Here is a 17,220-nt window from a genome sequence, read left to right on the forward strand (position 1 = left end):
ATTGAAAATTGTGTTAATTTAGGCCGTAAATTATAAGAGATTTATGTCTGATAGAGCGACCCAATTAAAAGCCTTTGACCGTTTGTTAACCATTATGGACGAGTTGCGTGAGCAATGTCCTTGGGATAAAAAGCAAACAATGGAATCCTTACGTCATTTGACCATCGAAGAAGTTTATGAACTTGGAGATGCTATTTTGGACAATGATTTAGATGAGGTCAAAAAGGAATTGGGTGACGTACTTCTACACATCGTATTCTATTCTAAAATTGGTAGCGAAACCAAAGACTTTGATATAGCAGATGTATGCAATAGCATTTGTGATAAGCTGGTCGATAGACATCCACATATTTACGGAGATGTTGAGGTGAAGGACGAAGAAGATGTCAAACGCAATTGGGAACAACTAAAACTCAAAGAAGGTAAAAAAAGTGTGCTTGAAGGTGTGCCAAAAAGTTTGCCGTCAATGGTAAAAGCCAATCGCATACAAGACAAAGTCTCAGGCGTTGGTTTTGATTGGGAAAAGCCAGAACAAGTTTTTGAAAAAGTAGAAGAGGAGTTAGCCGAGCTTAAAGAAGAAATTGCAGCAGGAAACACCGACCGCATAGAAAGCGAGTTTGGAGACGTATTATTCTCTATGGTAAATTACGCACGCTTTCTGAAAGTAAACCCAGAAAACGCTCTAGAACGAACAAATAAGAAGTTTATTAAGCGTTTTCAATACCTAGAAGATAAATCTGCGGCATTACAAAAGCCTTTGAAAGACATGACCTTAGCCGAGATGGATGTCTTTTGGGAACAAGCTAAAAAGCTGTAATGTTGTTTCGAAAGAATAAAAACTGTTAAAGTCTAATTCCTAAAAATCCAAAAATATATCTAACACGTAACTATTATGAAACCTATACAAAGTAGGTTTCATTCTTTGTAGAATCTTAATTGCTATTTAGCGGTTGTAATTAAGGTTAATTTAGTTTAGTTAGGGCAAAACCCACTTGTGAGAGCAAGTGGGTTTTGAGGTTTTAAACGTCATTGTTTATTTCTATCCAATACCCATCAAAATCTTGAAAGTAAATTTGCCTAATACCATCTTTTCTGATGTAATCTTTTTTTGGTGTATCTCGCCAATCCGAATATTGTATCCCTAGTTTATCTAACCGGCTTATGACACCTTCGATGTCTTTAGTGGATAAAGCAAAATGACCAGCTTTGCTTGTCTTTATCACATCATTTGGTCTAGGAATTAAATGCAATTGAATGCCATCATCAAAGGAAAGCCATCTGGTTTTAGAGTCGGATGCCGTATTCTCAATTTCCTTAAAGTCGAAAACTGAGATGTAAAAGTCAATCGCTTTATTTACATCTTTAACTGAAAGAGCAATATGATTTAATGAAAAACTAAGCATTGGAATGAGTTATATACGTATGTTAGGATAGTTTTATTTACTTCGATAAATAGCTTTAATCTTACCTTTTTCTAAACACTTAATTAGATTCGTTACACTAATTTTTGTGGTATCTGAAGAATAATTGTTTTCAGAAGTTATTCTGCCTATTTGACTATATTTTTCAATTTCAAATTGATTTTCGTACAGCCACACTGAGTCAACAGACATTTTAATGGTTTTCATGGTGGTGTATTTTCCATTTTCTGTCTCGTATTCAATTATTTTGTTTTGATTTCCATTTTTTAATCTTTCTAAAAGTTCATTTTCATTATTTATTTGATTAAAGGTAAATAATCCTATTCCAATTAAGATAAAAATTGGACCAGAGAGCAACCAAAATGGAATTCCTTTTTTTGATTTATGTTCTGAGTAGTAACTTTTATTTTCTGGATTTAAATCTCTTAATTCAAACTCATTGTTACAGGATTTTCATAAGAAAGTGTTTTTAATCCTGAATGGAATAAATGGTATATAAAATACGTGAAAAATTCTTGATGATTTTTCCACAACCATTTGATTTTTAGAATTGCAATTACAACATTTAATTCCATTAGGTCTAAAAGAGTCTATTGTTGTTCTATAGAATCCATAAATGAATGCTAACATATTTTTGATGAAGTTGATTAATCTAAGTAGTTAATTACGTCTAACGTTTTTGTGTATGATTTAGTTGTGTGTTTAAGAAACTAATTTAGTAAATACAAAAGGTATAGAAAATCAGCGAGGATTTTCTTAAGTAGGTATAACTAGCAATCAATTATACACGGTATTGTGCATGATTTTATTTGTTGAATTCGTTAATAGATTCTGCAATTTTTTCTAATTCCCCAAATTCATGATGCCAGAAAAATATTTCATTTGACAGGATTCCGTCTCCATCGTGAGTCAGAACTAAATGATTACCTCCACCATCAGAACCGATTGCTATTCCATTTTTAGGGAAATTATTCCATCGATGAGCGTTTTTCGTTTCAAGTCCGATGTGGTTACAAGTTCGACTTATTCTTTTTTTGTTAGACTTATCAAAAAAAGGATAAAGTTGAAAATCAAATTCGTCGGCAACTAATTCTCCACCATTTACTTTAACCATACGGTTTTTAAATTCAGTTGGGAATTTTACTTTTAATTCAGATTCTGTTTCTTTTACATATTTTTCATCAACTGGGAATGGCATTATTTTTTAATTGTTTAGAAAGTCCTTTATATTATGATACCTAAATATTTTCATCAATAATCCTACAATTGATAAAAAAACTAATATGTTTATTCCACCACCAATAAATCCAAATGTTAATGGGTCAATTTCGGTATTAATAGCGATAATAGGCATAACTAAATTTAATCCAACTCTTAAAACTAAACCTATTATTACTAGATATACTAGATGTTTTGCTTTCATAAATTCGTTTTATAAATTAAGCACAACTTTTATGTATGTTTTATTTTAAATCTGAAATCAAGTAAAATTTTATATCTAAGAATACATCTCACGAACACGCTTCAATTTACTCTTCCAAGTGTCTAAGGAAGCCTTATGTTTTTCGATATTTTTGTGTACATCTTTGACTAATGGATTGTCTGATTTGACGTTAGAGAAAAACTGTAAATTATTTTCTAATTGGTTAATCTCTGATTTTACCTCGTCAATCTTTTTACGGATAAAGTTTTGCTCGTTGTCTAAATCGCGTGTATCTCCACCGCCAGAAAGATTTTCTAATCTGCCTTCAAAACGCATCATTTCTAATTTAGACTTGTCTATGTCTAACTTATCGAAAGTGGCATCTACAGCTTTGTAAAATTTACCATCAATAAAACGTTTGTTCTGTGGCACAAAGCCGACAGATTTAAACGTCTTAATGGTTTCCTGAAGTTTAGAAACATCAGCCTTGGCATCACCAGAAAACTCAAATGATTTTAAACCATCAAGTAATTCTTTCTTTTTGTCAAAGGCATCGTAAAGCTCTTGGTTTTCGGCTTTACGTTCGGCATGCATGCGGTCAAAATAGTGGTTACATGCATTTTTGAATTGTTTCCATATTTTATCAGAATCCTTTCGTGGTACGTGACCAATAGATTTCCATTGACTCTGTATGTTTTTCATTAAAGGCGTCACGGTTTTAAAATCGTCACTGTCTTTATTATCCTCGGCAGTTTTAATTAATTCTAATTTTTGCTGAAGATTGGCGTATTGGTCTTTCTTTAAATTCTTGTAGAATTTATTTTTACTACGGTTAAATTCTCTAACTGCATCTTTAAACTTTTTCCAAGTTGCTTCATTCTGCTTTAGTGGTACTTTACCTGCATTAAAGAAATCTTCACGCAAAGCTTCAATAGCTTTTATGCGCTTTTGTATAACGCCATGTGATGTAGATTCTTCAGCATTAAGTACTTTAATTTTTTCTATAATCTCTTCTTTACGTACTAAGTTTTTCTCGTAGGCTTTGTCTAAATCTGCATAATAGTCTTGGCGCTTATCATGTATGATTTTTGTAGCCTTACTAAAACGCTCCCAAATTTCTTCGCGATGTTCTTTGCCAACTGGACCTAACTCTTCTTTCCAGAGTTTGTGTAATACCTGTAGTTCTCTAAACGAATGCATGACGTTATCACTAGCTGCTAACTCTTCAGCATGCTGAATGATTTTTAGTTTTTGATCTAGGTTATGCTTAAAATCCATATCGCGTAAGTCGCGATTAAGATGTAAAAAGTCATAAAAATGCTCTACATGATGGTGGTAGGTATTCCAAGCATTGTTGTATTTGTCTCTTGGAATTGGACCTGCATTACGCCATTGGTCTTGCAATTCCTTAAACTGCTTGTATGTTTCACCCATATTTTCTTCGACACCAACGAGGCTTTTTATCTCTTCGATAATTGCCAATCTATTTTCTAGATTTTGCTTTAGTGATTGCTCACGGTCTTTGTAATACGCATTGACAGTTTGCTTGTATTCTTTTGCGGCAGCGTTAAAACGTTTTTTAGTATCGTTAGAATAGTAGAAATCTATAACATTTCCGCCATCGGCTATAAACTCTTCTTTCTTCTCTTCTAAAAGTGCAGAATATTTAGAGTTAAATTCGGATTTAATCTCTTTGACATGAGAAGAAATCGTCTGTATTTTATGGTTTTTTAGTAAAGTCTCGAACTCAGATACCAAAGCATTCATATCCATGGCATGGTAATCTTTTTCTTCTAATTTGTGACGCTCTGCGTTAGATTCGTCTTCAGCATCTTCGGCATTAGAATTATGGATTTCTTCAACATGAGCTTCTTCTTCAGAATTTGTTTCAGTTTTAGTTTCTTCAACAGTTTCTTCAACAGTTTCTTCAACAGTTTCCTCAACTGATTCTGTTACTTTTTCGGTTTCTGCTTTTACTTCAGCTTCAGTATCAGTTGTTTCTTCAGCAACTTCGATTTCAGTTTCTGTTTCAGTTTCTGTTTTCTCTGGAGCTGAATTTACGGCTGTAGTTTCAACTTCTTTTTTTCCATCTGCATCTTGCAGGTTATCTTTCTCTGACATTTGTCGTTATTTTAAATGTGGACGTTAAAGATAACAAATGACTAATGAATTCAAAGCTTTTTGAAAAACATTAGCATGAAAAATAGAGGCTATTTATTCCAGATTTCCCAAGATTTTTCCGCTTGAAGTTCTAGCATTTTAGAACCATTAATTGTAATGGCATTTTGTGATTCTCCCAATCTTAAGAACTTGGTTTGTGGTGGATTATAGATTAAATCGTAAAGAATGTGATGTTCCGAAATACCATCATATGGAATATCGGGACACGTATTGATGTCAGGAAAAGTCCCAACAGGAGAGCAATTAATTAAAATTTGATGTGCGTTAATAATTGCATCTGTTAAGTCTGCGTAGGTAAAAGTAACACCTTCTTTTTTTGTGCGAGATACAAAATGGAACTCTATTTTTAGCTGCTCTAAAGCATAAGCAATGGCTTTTGATGCACCGCCAGTTCCTAAAATGAGTGCTTTTTTATGATGCTTTTGTAAATGTGGTTTCAATGAATTTTTGAAGCCATAGAAATCGGTATTATGACCAATTAGTTTCCCTTTTTTTGAAATCTTAATTGTATTTACTGCGCCTATTTCTTTGGCACGTTTATTAAGCTTATCCAAAAAAGGGATAACAGTTTCTTTGTAAGGAATAGTAACATTTAGGCCTTTAATATTTTCTGAATTCTTAAAGATATCCTCGAATTCAGAAATATTTTGCAAATCAAAGTTTACATACTCGTGTGGTAGATTTTCTGCTTTAAATTTTTCGGCAAAATACCCTCGAGAGAATGAATAGTCAATATCCTTTCCTATAAGCCCGAATTTATATTTAGATTCTTTTTGTCCGTTGTCCATACCATTCTAGTGCTAAAACTATAAATATACCAAGTAATATATAAGCTATCGCGATGTAAGTCTCTGAATTTATTTCTGGTAAAAATCGTTTGTAATTTTCGATGATTGGTACGCCTTTGGAGTCTAGTATTTGACTGCCATTTTCTGAAGTTTGATAGATAGTTTTTTTCCAAGGCCAAACAACACCTAGCGAACCAATAATAAAGCCAATTATGGTTGCCATAGTTATGTTTTTGTAATGTTTTAGTATATAATTTAAAACATGAGAAAAGGTGACTAAACCTGTGACTGAACCTAATGTAAAGACAGATAAAACTTTTAGCATTCGGATACGTGCTTGGTCTTTTATAAAATCAAAATTACCTGAAAAAATATCGGCAATCGTATCGTATAGAGCATTAACTGAATCTACTAAAAGCAAAACGTAGTTTCCTAAAAGAATCAATATAAATGAACCAGAAAATCCAGGTAAGGTCATACCTGATACACTTATAATTCCGCATAAAAAGACAAAAAATAAATTGTCGTTTTCTTTTGCTGGGTCAAGAAAACTAATACTTAAACCAACGATAATTCCTATAATAATTGCGGCGATAGTTTTAGGATTCCAATCTTTAAAGTCTTTACTGATGTAATAAATAGAACCAATAATCATCCCAAAAAAGGTGCTCCATACATACAGTTCGTAATGTACAATTAGGTAATCCAGTAATTTAGAAACACTGAAATAACTGATAATCATTCCTAAGAATAAGAGGAATAAGAATTTGCCATTAATGTATCTGTAAAAACTTTTGAAGCGACCGCCCAAAAGAAGTCTTAAAGCTGTTTTGTTTACACGTTGTAACGAGTAGATAAACTCTTCATAAAAACCAGCAACAAATGCGACTACGCCACCAGAAACACCTGGCACTTTGTTCGCTGCACCCATGGCTAGGCCTTTGATAACTAAAAATACACGGTCTTTTAATGAGCGAGTACTTTCCATTTAATCAGTTATGTTTTCTTTGCCTTTTCCAAGACGTTCAAGTAACAGAATAGTAAAAAATCCAATCACTATAAATAGTGTAGCCATTAGTAACTGACTATCACCTTCAAAATTAGTCGGAAGAATACTTTTTTCTAATAGCGGAACTTCAATTCCTTCAGAATTAACACGTGTCGATAGTATTTCTTTCCAAGGCCAAATTTTATTTAAAGAACCAATCATAAAGCCAGTAAGTATCGCTAGTGTGAGATTCTTTTTGTGTTTGAACATCCAATTTAGAATTTTGCTAAAGACCTTAATTCCAACAATTGCTCCCAAGGCTAATAATAAGAAGTTGATAAATGCTTCTTTAAACAATTCCATATTGCCTGTAAATAGGCCATCTCTTAGATTGTTTATGGTGTCTATTGCAGTTTGGTAAGCACCTAGTATTAATAGAATAAAGGCTCCAGAAACACCAGGTAAAATCATCGCAATTATAGCTAAGAACCCACAGAATAATAAATAATACGGACTATCAGGCGACGCAAAAGGTTCTGCCAAAGTGATATAATAGGATAGGATAGAGGTTAATATTATGGCAATAAAAATTAATGACGACCAACCTTTTATTTGTTTAGCGATATATATAATACTCGCTAATACTAATCCAAAAAAGAAAGACCAAAGTAAAACTGGCTCGTTATGAAGTAACCATTTTATGAGTTTTGCTAGAGATAAAATACTAATAGCAATTCCAGAAAATAAGGCTAAAAGAAAAGTACCATTGATTGAGTGCCAAGCTGTTTTAAAACCATCACTTTTCCAGACTTTAAAAAAACCAAGATTTACTTTATCAATACTTTCAATAAGTTCTTCGTAAATACCAGAAATAAAGGCAATTGTTCCACCAGAAACTCCAGGTACAACATCAGCAGCGCCCATGGCGATACCTTTTAAAATAACAGTGAGATAGCTAAAAAAGCTGCGTTGCATAATTTATTTTAATGTGAAACGCTAAGGTATGGATTTTTAGTCCAAAGATTTTTTTGAAGACAAAATAATCTCTTTAATTATTGGTCTATTTTGAAGATTAGGAAATAACTCTTCAATAATAAAATCATAATCTTTATTAAGGCGAAGTGCATTTTTTAGATGATAACGACCTTTGTCTTGTTCCAAAAGTTTAAAATACAAACCACCTAAGCGATATTCGATTTCTTCAGATTCTGGATAAAACTCAATAGCTTGAAGTAGATTATAAACCGAAGCTTCGTATTCTCCAAGTTTAATCAATATATCTGTACGATTAATCCAAGTGTCTAATTCGTAATTACCTAATTCTAAAGTACGTTTAAAGCCTTGTTCTGCTTCCTCCAAATAGTTCAATCTTAGATTGATTTTGGCATAAAGCTTCCAGTATAGGACATTATCACTGTCAATATTCACAGCTTTTTTAATATAGTGTAACGCCTTTTGATAGTTTTTATGTTTGTTATAAAACTTGGTAATAGCTATCCAACCTTTATCTAAAAGTGGGTCTTCTTCAACTGTGCGATTAAAAAACTGTACAGCCAAATCATTTTCTCCTAACTTTTCGTAGCAATATCCTATTCTTAACAGTGCAAATGATGTTGGGTCTTCTAAAGCAAGTGTAATTTTATAATTCTCAATCGCTTCATTATATTTTTCTTGCTTTTCTAATACTTTTCCTTTTTCGAGATAAGCACCAACAAAAGTATCGTCAGAAATTATTGCAAAATCAAACGCAGTATTAGCACGCTTGTAGTCTTTTACAGAAAAATACTGTCTTCCTAATTGATGCCAAGCCACTTCGCAATATGGATTTGTATCTAAATATGTATTTAAAAATTCTATTGCTTCTTGATTTTTATCTAAAAAGTCAAAACAATACACCACATTATGTAATGCTGAATAGTCCGTTTTATCAATTTCTAAGCATTTTTGAAAATAGAGTAGGGCGTTTTCAAATTGATCTAAAAACAAATATTCCATGCCAATCAAGCCAAATAAATCACTTTCTCCTTCACTCGAGCTCGATAAATCTAATGCTATTAACAGTGCGCTTATAGCTTCTTCATGTAAATCTTGCTTAGATAAAACATTTGCTTTTTGGATGTAGATTTCTTCATTATTAGGTTCTAAATAATGAAGTTCTTCAAGTATATCATTAGCTACATCAAATTTATTTTCGATGACTAATATTTCAATTTTAAATAAACGAAGGTTGATTGAAGTTGGATGCTGTTGTAATCCAAGTTTTATAGCTTTTTTTGCTAAAGAGATTTTGCCATTTTCGAGATAATGATGAATAATATTTTCAAATTCATTGGAGTCAAAAAACAAAACATCATTTGTTTTTAGCATCGACTCAAACTTTGTGAGGGACATATTATTAGAATCTTCATTTTGACTATACTCCATAGGCAGATATATTGTTCAATAAAATAAATTTAGTGTTATAGATTGAAGTTTTAATTTTTACTTGTTAATGTTTTTAACAAAATAGTTAACATCTAAAATCTTTCAACGATAAAGTAATAGTCGTTTCGTAGTGTCTTTGCTTTCAATAGTTAAAGACTTAAAGCGTGTTGAGAATATCTTTAATAATCTTACAGCCTTTAATGATTTCTTCATCAGAAATAGTTAAAGGTGGCGTAATACGGATTGCTTTTGGTTCAAATAATAACCAGAATAATATTAAACCTTGGTCTTTTGCCTTAAGAATAACTTCGTTGGTTGTCTCTGCCGAAGTTGTAATTGCGGCTAACATTAAGCCACGACCTCTTATTTCCTTTACTTTTGGATGTTGAAGGTGTTGTCTAATTAGTTTTTCCTTATCTAATGATTTTTTTATTAAATCGGATGATGTAATTTCTATTAAAGTTGCTAAAGCCGAAGCTGCAATTACGGGATGTCCGCCAAACGTAGTTATATGACCTAATTTAGGATTGTCAGATAATGTTTCCATCATCTTACCAGAAGCTGTAAATGCACCTATCGGTAATCCACCGCCAAGACCTTTGCCAGTCACAAGAATATCTGGAACACAATCGTAATTTTCAAACCCAAAGAGTTTGCCTGTTCGACCAAAACCAGGTTGTATTTCGTCTAAGATTAATAACGCACCGACTTCTTCACAACGTGCTTTTACTTTTTTTAGATAGTCATTTATTGGCTCTATAAAGCCTGCGCCACCTTGTATGGTTTCTAAAATAACAGCTGCTGTCTTTTTAGTAATATCATTTAAGCAAAATTCGCAATTAAATGTAATATGCTTAATGTCTGGTATCAGTGGTAAGAATGGTCGTTTACGTTCTTGATAATCCATAAGACTTAGCGCACCCATTGTATTTCCGTGATAAGCATTTTTTGCTGCTATAATTTCAGTTCGACCTGTAAATCTTCTAGCTAGTTTAATGCTACCTTCAATAGCTTCTGTACCAGAATTGACTAGATAAGTTGTATTTAAAGATTTTGGTAAGTTATCTGCTAAAAGTTTAGATAACTCTACAGCAGGCTGCTGAACATATTCGCCATAAACCATGACATGTAAATATTTGTCAAGCTGTTTCTTTATAGCAGAAATAACTTTTGGGTGTCGATGACCTAAAGGCGTAGCAGAAACACCAGCTACAAAATCGAGATGTGCTTTTCCCGAAGTGTCATAAATATAACTTCCTTCGGCATGACTTATCTCTAACGCTAATGGATGCGGTGTTGTTTGTGCTTGGTATTTAAAGAAATCGTCTTGCATATTAGTTGCCAGATTTTTTCTCTTTTTCAGACTTAGTCTTTTTTGATTCTTTTACTGCTTTTGGAAGATTTCTAGCTGCTTTATTTGTTATTGTTTTATCTGTGGGTTTTGCAGCTTCGATACGTTGTCGTACATCTTCATCAAAAAAATCTTCTGGCGGAATATAATCATCAAGTCCTTTAATTACTGGTAAATTTAATGACGGGTCATCTTTAAATAAATCTTCGACACTAGTTGGTCGTTCTTTACCTCGCCAATCAAAACCACGTAACTTGTTAGCATTATTTGGGAATAAAGATTCGGGACTTAAATCTCCATCAACTTTATTAATTAATCGTATTTCTTCAATATCATTATCTGATATTTTGATATTAATACTTCCAGACTTAGATTTATTAATACCGATGAGTTCTCCTAGACCATTACGAGAATAATAGATGACTTCGGCATTCTTTATAATATCAACATTATAAAGCTCATTATCTTTAAATAACCCAATTAGCTGTTTGCCTTTGGTCTGATTATAGCCATCATCGCTAATAGTGTCTTTACTAACTAAAAAGGCATTATTAAAGACTTTTAGCGAGTCTAGTTGTTCTGTTTTTACATTTGAGATTAAGTGAATTGTATCACCGGACATTTGATTTCCTAAATTCCAGAGCACGGGTTTTCGCTTTGATGCAAAAGGGTCTTTAGAACTAAAGCGCGCTAAATTTATAAGTTCAGTTAAACCTGTTTTGTGGTCTGCATGAATAGAATCTGCTTTACCAGCTAAATCACTTTTATAAATCTTTGCATTGTAGTATGCTCTTGTAATTCTATGGTTTTCTGGCCCAGTGAGCATTAAGGTGTCACTGTGCATAAATATTGAGTCTTTTTCTTGAACTGTTATTGCTAAAGCGCGTCCAGTTATAAAAACAGAATCTTTTGCTTTCCAAACTTCGGCATAATCACCTTTTACAATACTGTTGTTTATGGTGTCGGTAACTTTTATATTGTTTGTAGCTGAAGCAAAGTTTAGAGTTCTGTCAAAATAGATACTATCGCCAATGACTTCCCTATCATCATAATTGATTTTTGCATTTCGTTGAAAGTGCCCAAAATTCTCTTGAGTGTCGTAAAAACCACGTTCACAATAGATATCGTTACCTTCTCCAGTAATAGTTGATGGTCCAAAAATATAGGCGTGACCAGAATCATTAAAAAAATCGAGACGTTTGGTTTTTAAAGTATATTCAGGATTAACTAATACCACACTATCGACAAACTGATACTTTTTTGTAGGCATGTAATATCGTCCAATTCGGCTAGTTATTGTTCCTGAAGAATCTCTCTCAACTTTTCCTGAGACATCGTAATAGGCCTGTTGTTTTATTCGGTCAAAATGAAGTTTCTCGGTAGTTAAGGTTGAAGATGGTTCAGTTAAAACCACATTGCCTCGTGCAAATGCTAACTCTGTTTTACCACTATACTCAAGGTATTTGGCCGTCATAGTGATTGTATCACCTTGCACCATACGGACATTGCTAAAAGCTTCAACAAAATTTTCTTTTTTATAAAGCACAGCTTTGTCACAGTACAGATTTACGCCGTTATGTACAAAGTGAACTTGTTGTTGGTTATCTCTAAGAAAAGTAGTCGTACCAGACTCACTTCCTTTTTCAGTAAAGCCTTTACCTGCAAAAACAACTTGAAGTTTATCTTTTTTTTGAGAAAAACTTAATGTAGCAAATGCACAACAAAAAAGTAATAGTATGTATTTAAGTGTTTTCAAAAACTTTGGTTTTATAGACTACTAACCAGTTTACTTTTGCTTTAGTATCAGTTAACAGTTTTTTTAACAACAATAAAGCCAAAGTAAAAGTTTTACTTTCTCTGAATCGTTTGCTTTCTATCTGGACCAACCGAAACAACTGTAATTGGTATGTTTAATTCTTTTTCTAAAAACTCTACATAGCCGTTTAGCGCATCTGGTAATTGTGAAGCTTCCGTCATACCTGTTAAATCTGCATCCCAACCTTTTACTTCGGTATAGATAGGAGTGACGTTTTCTTCTTCTATATTATATGGTAAATGTGTAATTTCTTCACCTTTGTATTTGTAAGCTCTACAAACTTTTAAGGTTTTAAAACCAGAAAGCACATCACCTTTCATCATAATCAGTTCTGTAACACCATTTACTTGGCAAGCATAGCGTAAAGCAACCAAATCTAACCAGCCGCAACGTCGTGGACGACCTGTAGTTGCGCCAAATTCGTGGCCTACACGTGCCATAGTTTCACCATCTTTATCAAACAATTCTGTTGGGAAAGGTCCAGAGCCAACACGTGTTGTGTAGGCCTTAAATATACCGTAAACCTTACCAATTTGATTAGGTGCAACACCCAAGCCTGTACATGCACCAGCTGCAGTTGTATTAGAAGATGTTACAAAAGGATATGTTCCAAAATCAATATCTAAAAGTGAGCCTTGAGCGCCTTCTGCCAAAATAGATTTTCCTGAGATTTGCGCTTGGTGTACGTATTCTTCAGAATCTATAAATTTTAAAGATTTTAAAGTTTCAATAGCACTGAAAAATTCAGCTTCAAGCTCATCTAAATCGTATTGAATATCTACGTTATAGAAATCAATCATCGCTTCGTGCTTGGTTGCTAAAGCACGATATCTATCTTTCCAATTGGCTAATTCTATATCTCCAACACGGATACCATTTCTTCCAGTTTTATCCATATATGTTGGTCCAATGCCCTTTAAGGTCGAACCGATTTTTGCTTTTCCTTTAGCAGTTTCACTTGCCGCATCTAATAAACGATGTGTTGGTAAAATAATATGTGCTTTACGAGAAATGATAAGTGACTTTTTATAATCTACATCTTGCTCGTCTAATTTGTCTAATTCTTTTTTAAAGATAACAGGGTCGATTACAACACCGTTTCCGACTAGATTTACTGTGTCATTATGGAAAATTCCAGAAGGAATGGTATGTAACACGTGCTTTCGTCCATTAAAAACTAAAGTATGTCCTGCATTTGGACCACCTTGAAATCGTGCAATAATATCATATTTAGAGGTTAAAACATCGACAATTTTTCCTTTGCCTTCGTCGCCCCATTGTAAACCTAGTAGTAAATCTACTGCCATTGTATGTTAGTTTGTGTTGTTATTTTTTCGGTTGCCATAAAAGTAAAGCGAGTGGTTATTGATTTCGATATCAAAAACTTCTTCTATGGTTTTTTTTATAGATTGAATGCGTGGATCGCAGAACTCAATGACTTCGCCAGTATCTGTTAAAATAACGTGGTCATGTTGTTTATCAAAATAAGACTTCTCATAATGTGCTTGATTTTGCCCGAATTGATGTTTGCGAACAAGTGCACAATCTAAGAGTAATTCAATAGTGTTGTAAAGTGTAGCTCGGCTAACACGATAGTTTTTATTTTTCATTTTGATGTATAAAGATTCAATATCAAAATGTTCTTCACTATCGTATATTTCCTGAAGTATGGCGTAACGCTCAGGCGTTTTTCTGTGGCCATTTTCTTCTAAGAAACTAGTAAAAACACGTTTTACAATTTCCTGATTACTTTCTTCTTTTTTTGCATTCATATTAAGGTGTAAATTTAAACAAATTTGTCCTATTAGAATACTAAAGTTAGACTAAAACAAAAAAGAAATGAACAAGTTTTCAAGGTCGCTAAAAATGTTGTTTTATATTGGTATTATACTCGAGTAACTTTATCTATTCCGTTTATTTTTTTGAGATTTTCCATGAGTTTCTTCAACATGGTTTTATTCTTTACAACTACTGTGATTTTACCTTTAAAAATCCCATCATCACTAGAAAAATTAAGACTTTTCATATTAACATGCATGTTTGAAGAAATAACTTTGGTTACATCATTAACTAATCCTAAATCGTCTAAACCTGAAAGTATAATCTGTGAGGTATACTCTTGTTGAGAAGAATCTATCCATCTAGCCTGCATAATACGATAGGCGTAGTTAGACTGAAGACTTACAGCATTCGGACAATTTTTCTTGTGAACTTTAATACCGTCATTTATAGTTAAAAATCCAAATACTTTATCTCCAGGGATTGGATTACAGCATTTGGCATGAGCATAGTCTAATTTCTCTTCTTCTTTACCAAAGACTAGCATATCGAATTTAGACGTTACTTCTTCTTTGTCAATATATTTAGGAGGCTCAGGTTTTCTTGTTATTTTATTTTTAAAATAACTGACTAGAGCATTACTTCTTGACGATGCATAGTTCTTGAGCATTGAATTGTCAATAGTGCCAAGCCCAACACGATAAAATAAATCTAGAGAAGTTTTTAGTTTAAAATGGTTAACCATTTCATTAACCGACTTCTCGTTCAATGTTATTTTTAGCTGCTTTAATTTTCGTCTTAAAATCTCTTTTCCCTCTTCTCCAATTTCTTTTTTATCAGCGTTTAAGGCAGATTTTATTTTGCTTCGAGCTCTAGCTGTTGTAGAGTAATCTAACCAGTTACTGTTTGGTTTTGCATTTTCAGAAGTTAGAATTTCGACACGATCACCACTAGTTAGTTCATAACTAAGAGGTACTAATTTTCCGTTGACTTTGGCGCCACGAGTTTTCATACCAACTTCGGTATGAATACTAAACGCAAAATCTAATGGTGTTGCGCCTTTTGGTAATGACTTTAAATCACCTTTTGGCGAAAAGACAAATATTTCTTTGGAATATAAATTAAGTTTAAATTGTTCAACAAAATCTACAGCATCTGCTTCATTGTTTTCTAATGTTTCCTGAAGACGATTTATCCATAAATCAAGGCTGTCTTCTTTCTCATTTTCATTTTTATATTTGTAATGTGCTGCGTATCCTTTTTCAGCAATTTCATTCATACGTTCACTACGAATTTGCACCTCGACCCAACGGCTTTTTGGTCCTACTACTGTAATATGTAGTGCTTCATAACCTGTTGATTTAGGAGACGAAATCCAATCACGAAGACGTATTGGGTTTGGCGTAAAGTGGTCTGTTACTATAGAGTATATTTTCCAAGCCAGAAATTTTTCATTTTTTAAATCTGAATTGTAAATAATTCTTACCGCGAACTTGTCATAAACTTCATCAAAAGAAACACCTTGTTTTACCATTTTTCGACGAATACTAAAGATTGATTTTGGTCGCCCTTTAATTTCGTATTTAAGACCTTCTTTGTCCAATGAATCTTTGATGACTTTTGAGAAGTCTTTAATGTAAGTGTCTTGCTCTTCCTTACTGTCTTCAATCTTACTTAAGATGTCATTGTAGACTTGAGGCTGTGTGTATTTTAAGCCCAGATCTTCGAGTTCTGTTTTTATATTATATAGCCCGATTCGATGGGCTAGAGGCGCATAAATGTATAAAGTTTCAGAAGCGATTTTTACCTGCTTATCACTACGCATAGAATCCATAGTTTGCATGTTGTGCAAGCGGTCAGCAATTTTGATAATAATCACTCGGACATCTTCATTAAGTGTCAGCAGCATTTTTCTAAAATTTTCTGCTTGAAGTGAGACATCCATATCTTTCTTTAAAGACGAAATTTTAGTTAAACCATCAACTATACGAGCTACGGTTTCGCCAAAAAGACGCTCCATGTCTGCGATGGTGTAATTTGGGTTGTCTTCTACAACATCATGTAGTAAAGCTGCGGCAATACTAGTAGCATCTAATCCAATCTCTTGAGCGACAATTTTTGCGACTGCTATCGGATGAAAAATATAGGCTTCACCAGACTTTCGTCTTTGGTCTTTATGCGCATCAACAGCAACCTCAAAAGCTTGGCGTATTAGTTTTTTGTCCTCGCTAGTTAAGGTCTGATAGCTTACTTTTAGTAATTCTTTGTAAGCTTTTGCAATAGCAGCATTTTCTTTTTCGATAGCTTCCTCAGTCATAGAACTAATGTAAGAAGACCAAACGGAATAAGCAATTGTTTTGTAAGTAGAATTTTAGGATATAATTACGCTAATTATAGCAAAAGTATTTACTGCAGAATAATCTTATCAATTAGTAGTCTAAACGATTGTTCTTTCTTGTTCCCTATTAAGAAGGTAATTTCTTCCATTTGCTCACCATCAAAGTTAGCTTGGTTTAGTTTATAACCTCGAAATGATGGTTCCATTCTATTGAAAGGTATTGAGATTGTTTCCCATTTTCCTGTGGTTTCAAATGTGTAGATGTACGAATACCGATGTCTATAGCTACTTTTAACTCTAAACTGAAATGGTTTGCCGTCTCCTTTAATACGAAGTTGAAATGATTCGAAATTTGAAGAATTTACTGTGTCGAAATTGTAACGAACAGATGAAAAACCACCATTGTTCTTAAGAGAAACATCACCCGAAAATTCCCCATGACCATCTTCGTTGAGCTTAAAATTTCCATCTGAGCGTCCACCCATAACAACATCATCTAAGATTCTCCAATTACTTAAGTTGCTCTCAGAGTTAAAGTTAAATAATGTCATTTGCGGCATAGTTATTAGTATTATAACTTGAAATATGAGATATTTCATAGGTTTGCTTTTTTGCAAAGATAAATAGGATAGAAAATGAAAATTGTCTGTTTTAGAAAGTTTTATGATTGTATTTAATATAAAGTTATTATTTATAAATTGTCATTATGAA

The 17,220-nt window shown here is 33.1% G+C and carries 16 protein-coding genes; 1 reads left to right on the forward strand and 15 read right to left on the reverse strand.

Annotated features, from left to right (window positions below; genetic code table 11):
- Positions 1 to 43 precede the first annotated feature (43 nt).
- Positions 44 to 817 (forward strand): nucleoside triphosphate pyrophosphohydrolase, encoded by a 774-nt coding sequence (gene mazG, locus BTO05_RS12980; protein ID WP_087493077.1) that lies wholly within the window; start codon positions 44 to 46, stop codon positions 815 to 817.
- Positions 818 to 1,019: 202 nt separating this feature from the next.
- Here mazG and BTO05_RS12985 read toward each other — a convergent pair whose 3' ends face one another.
- The 15 genes from BTO05_RS12985 to BTO05_RS13055 all read right to left on the reverse strand — a co-directional run bounded on the left by BTO05_RS12985 (position 1,020) and on the right by BTO05_RS13055 (position 17,108).
- Complete coding sequence (locus tag BTO05_RS12985; protein WP_087493078.1) at positions 1,020 to 1,403, reverse strand: VOC family protein; 384 nt, start codon at positions 1,401 to 1,403, stop codon at positions 1,020 to 1,022.
- Between the two features lie 33 nt (positions 1,404 to 1,436).
- Complete coding sequence (locus tag BTO05_RS14045) at positions 1,437 to 1,628, reverse strand: hypothetical protein (protein ID WP_157662590.1); 192 nt, start codon at positions 1,626 to 1,628, stop codon at positions 1,437 to 1,439.
- 598 nt (positions 1,629 to 2,226) lie between these two features.
- Positions 2,227 to 2,619, reverse strand: coding sequence for an SMI1/KNR4 family protein (locus tag BTO05_RS12995; protein WP_087493080.1), 393 nt, complete (start codon positions 2,617 to 2,619; stop codon positions 2,227 to 2,229).
- 6 nt (positions 2,620 to 2,625) lie between these two features.
- Positions 2,626 to 2,844: a hypothetical protein gene (locus BTO05_RS13000; protein ID WP_087493081.1), complete on the reverse strand. Its 219-nt coding sequence runs from the start codon at positions 2,842 to 2,844 to the stop codon at positions 2,626 to 2,628.
- Positions 2,845 to 2,919: 75 nt separating this feature from the next.
- Positions 2,920 to 4,965 carry a DUF349 domain-containing protein gene (locus BTO05_RS13005; protein ID WP_087493082.1) on the reverse strand — a complete coding sequence of 682 codons (2,046 nt, stop codon included), beginning with the start codon at positions 4,963 to 4,965 and terminating at the stop codon, positions 2,920 to 2,922.
- Between the two features lie 89 nt (positions 4,966 to 5,054).
- Entirely contained in the window at positions 5,055 to 5,813 is a 759-nt protein-coding gene (locus BTO05_RS13010; RefSeq protein WP_087493083.1) for a shikimate dehydrogenase family protein, read from the reverse strand.
- Positions 5,788 to 6,801 carry a DUF368 domain-containing protein gene (locus tag BTO05_RS13015; RefSeq protein ID WP_087493084.1) on the reverse strand — a complete coding sequence of 338 codons (1,014 nt, stop codon included), beginning with the start codon at positions 6,799 to 6,801 and terminating at the stop codon, positions 5,788 to 5,790. Before BTO05_RS13015 ends, BTO05_RS13010 begins: the two co-directional genes overlap by 26 nt.
- Complete coding sequence (locus BTO05_RS13020) at positions 6,802 to 7,776, reverse strand: DUF368 domain-containing protein (RefSeq protein ID WP_087493085.1); 975 nt, start codon at positions 7,774 to 7,776, stop codon at positions 6,802 to 6,804. It abuts the gene before it with no gap.
- A 36-nt stretch (positions 7,777 to 7,812) separates the two neighbouring features.
- Complete coding sequence (locus BTO05_RS13025) at positions 7,813 to 9,225, reverse strand: tetratricopeptide repeat protein (protein ID WP_087493086.1); 1,413 nt, start codon at positions 9,223 to 9,225, stop codon at positions 7,813 to 7,815.
- A gap of 157 nt (positions 9,226 to 9,382) precedes the next feature.
- Positions 9,383 to 10,558 carry an aspartate aminotransferase family protein gene (locus tag BTO05_RS13030; RefSeq protein ID WP_087493087.1) on the reverse strand — a complete coding sequence of 392 codons (1,176 nt, stop codon included), beginning with the start codon at positions 10,556 to 10,558 and terminating at the stop codon, positions 9,383 to 9,385.
- A gap of 1 nt (position 10,559) precedes the next feature.
- Positions 10,560 to 12,332, reverse strand: coding sequence for an OstA-like protein (locus BTO05_RS13035; RefSeq protein ID WP_087493088.1), 1,773 nt, complete (start codon positions 12,330 to 12,332; stop codon positions 10,560 to 10,562).
- Between the two features lie 92 nt (positions 12,333 to 12,424).
- The gene (locus tag BTO05_RS13040) at positions 12,425 to 13,699 is read right to left on the reverse strand and encodes an adenylosuccinate synthase (RefSeq protein WP_087493089.1); all 1,275 of its coding nucleotides are present in this window, start codon (positions 13,697 to 13,699) and stop codon (positions 12,425 to 12,427) included.
- A gap of 6 nt (positions 13,700 to 13,705) precedes the next feature.
- A complete protein-coding gene (locus BTO05_RS13045; protein ID WP_087493090.1) occupies positions 13,706 to 14,164 on the reverse strand; it encodes a Fur family transcriptional regulator in 459 nt (152 codons plus the stop codon).
- A gap of 113 nt (positions 14,165 to 14,277) precedes the next feature.
- A complete protein-coding gene (locus tag BTO05_RS13050) occupies positions 14,278 to 16,488 on the reverse strand; it encodes a RelA/SpoT family protein (protein ID WP_087493091.1) in 2,211 nt (736 codons plus the stop codon).
- 89 nt (positions 16,489 to 16,577) lie between these two features.
- Positions 16,578 to 17,108 carry a CIA30 family protein gene (locus BTO05_RS13055; protein ID WP_232459749.1) on the reverse strand — a complete coding sequence of 177 codons (531 nt, stop codon included), beginning with the start codon at positions 17,106 to 17,108 and terminating at the stop codon, positions 16,578 to 16,580.
- Positions 17,109 to 17,220 lie beyond the last annotated feature (112 nt).

Source organism: Winogradskyella sp. PC-19, from assembly GCF_002163855.1.
GTDB lineage: Bacteria > Bacteroidota > Bacteroidia > Flavobacteriales > Flavobacteriaceae > Winogradskyella.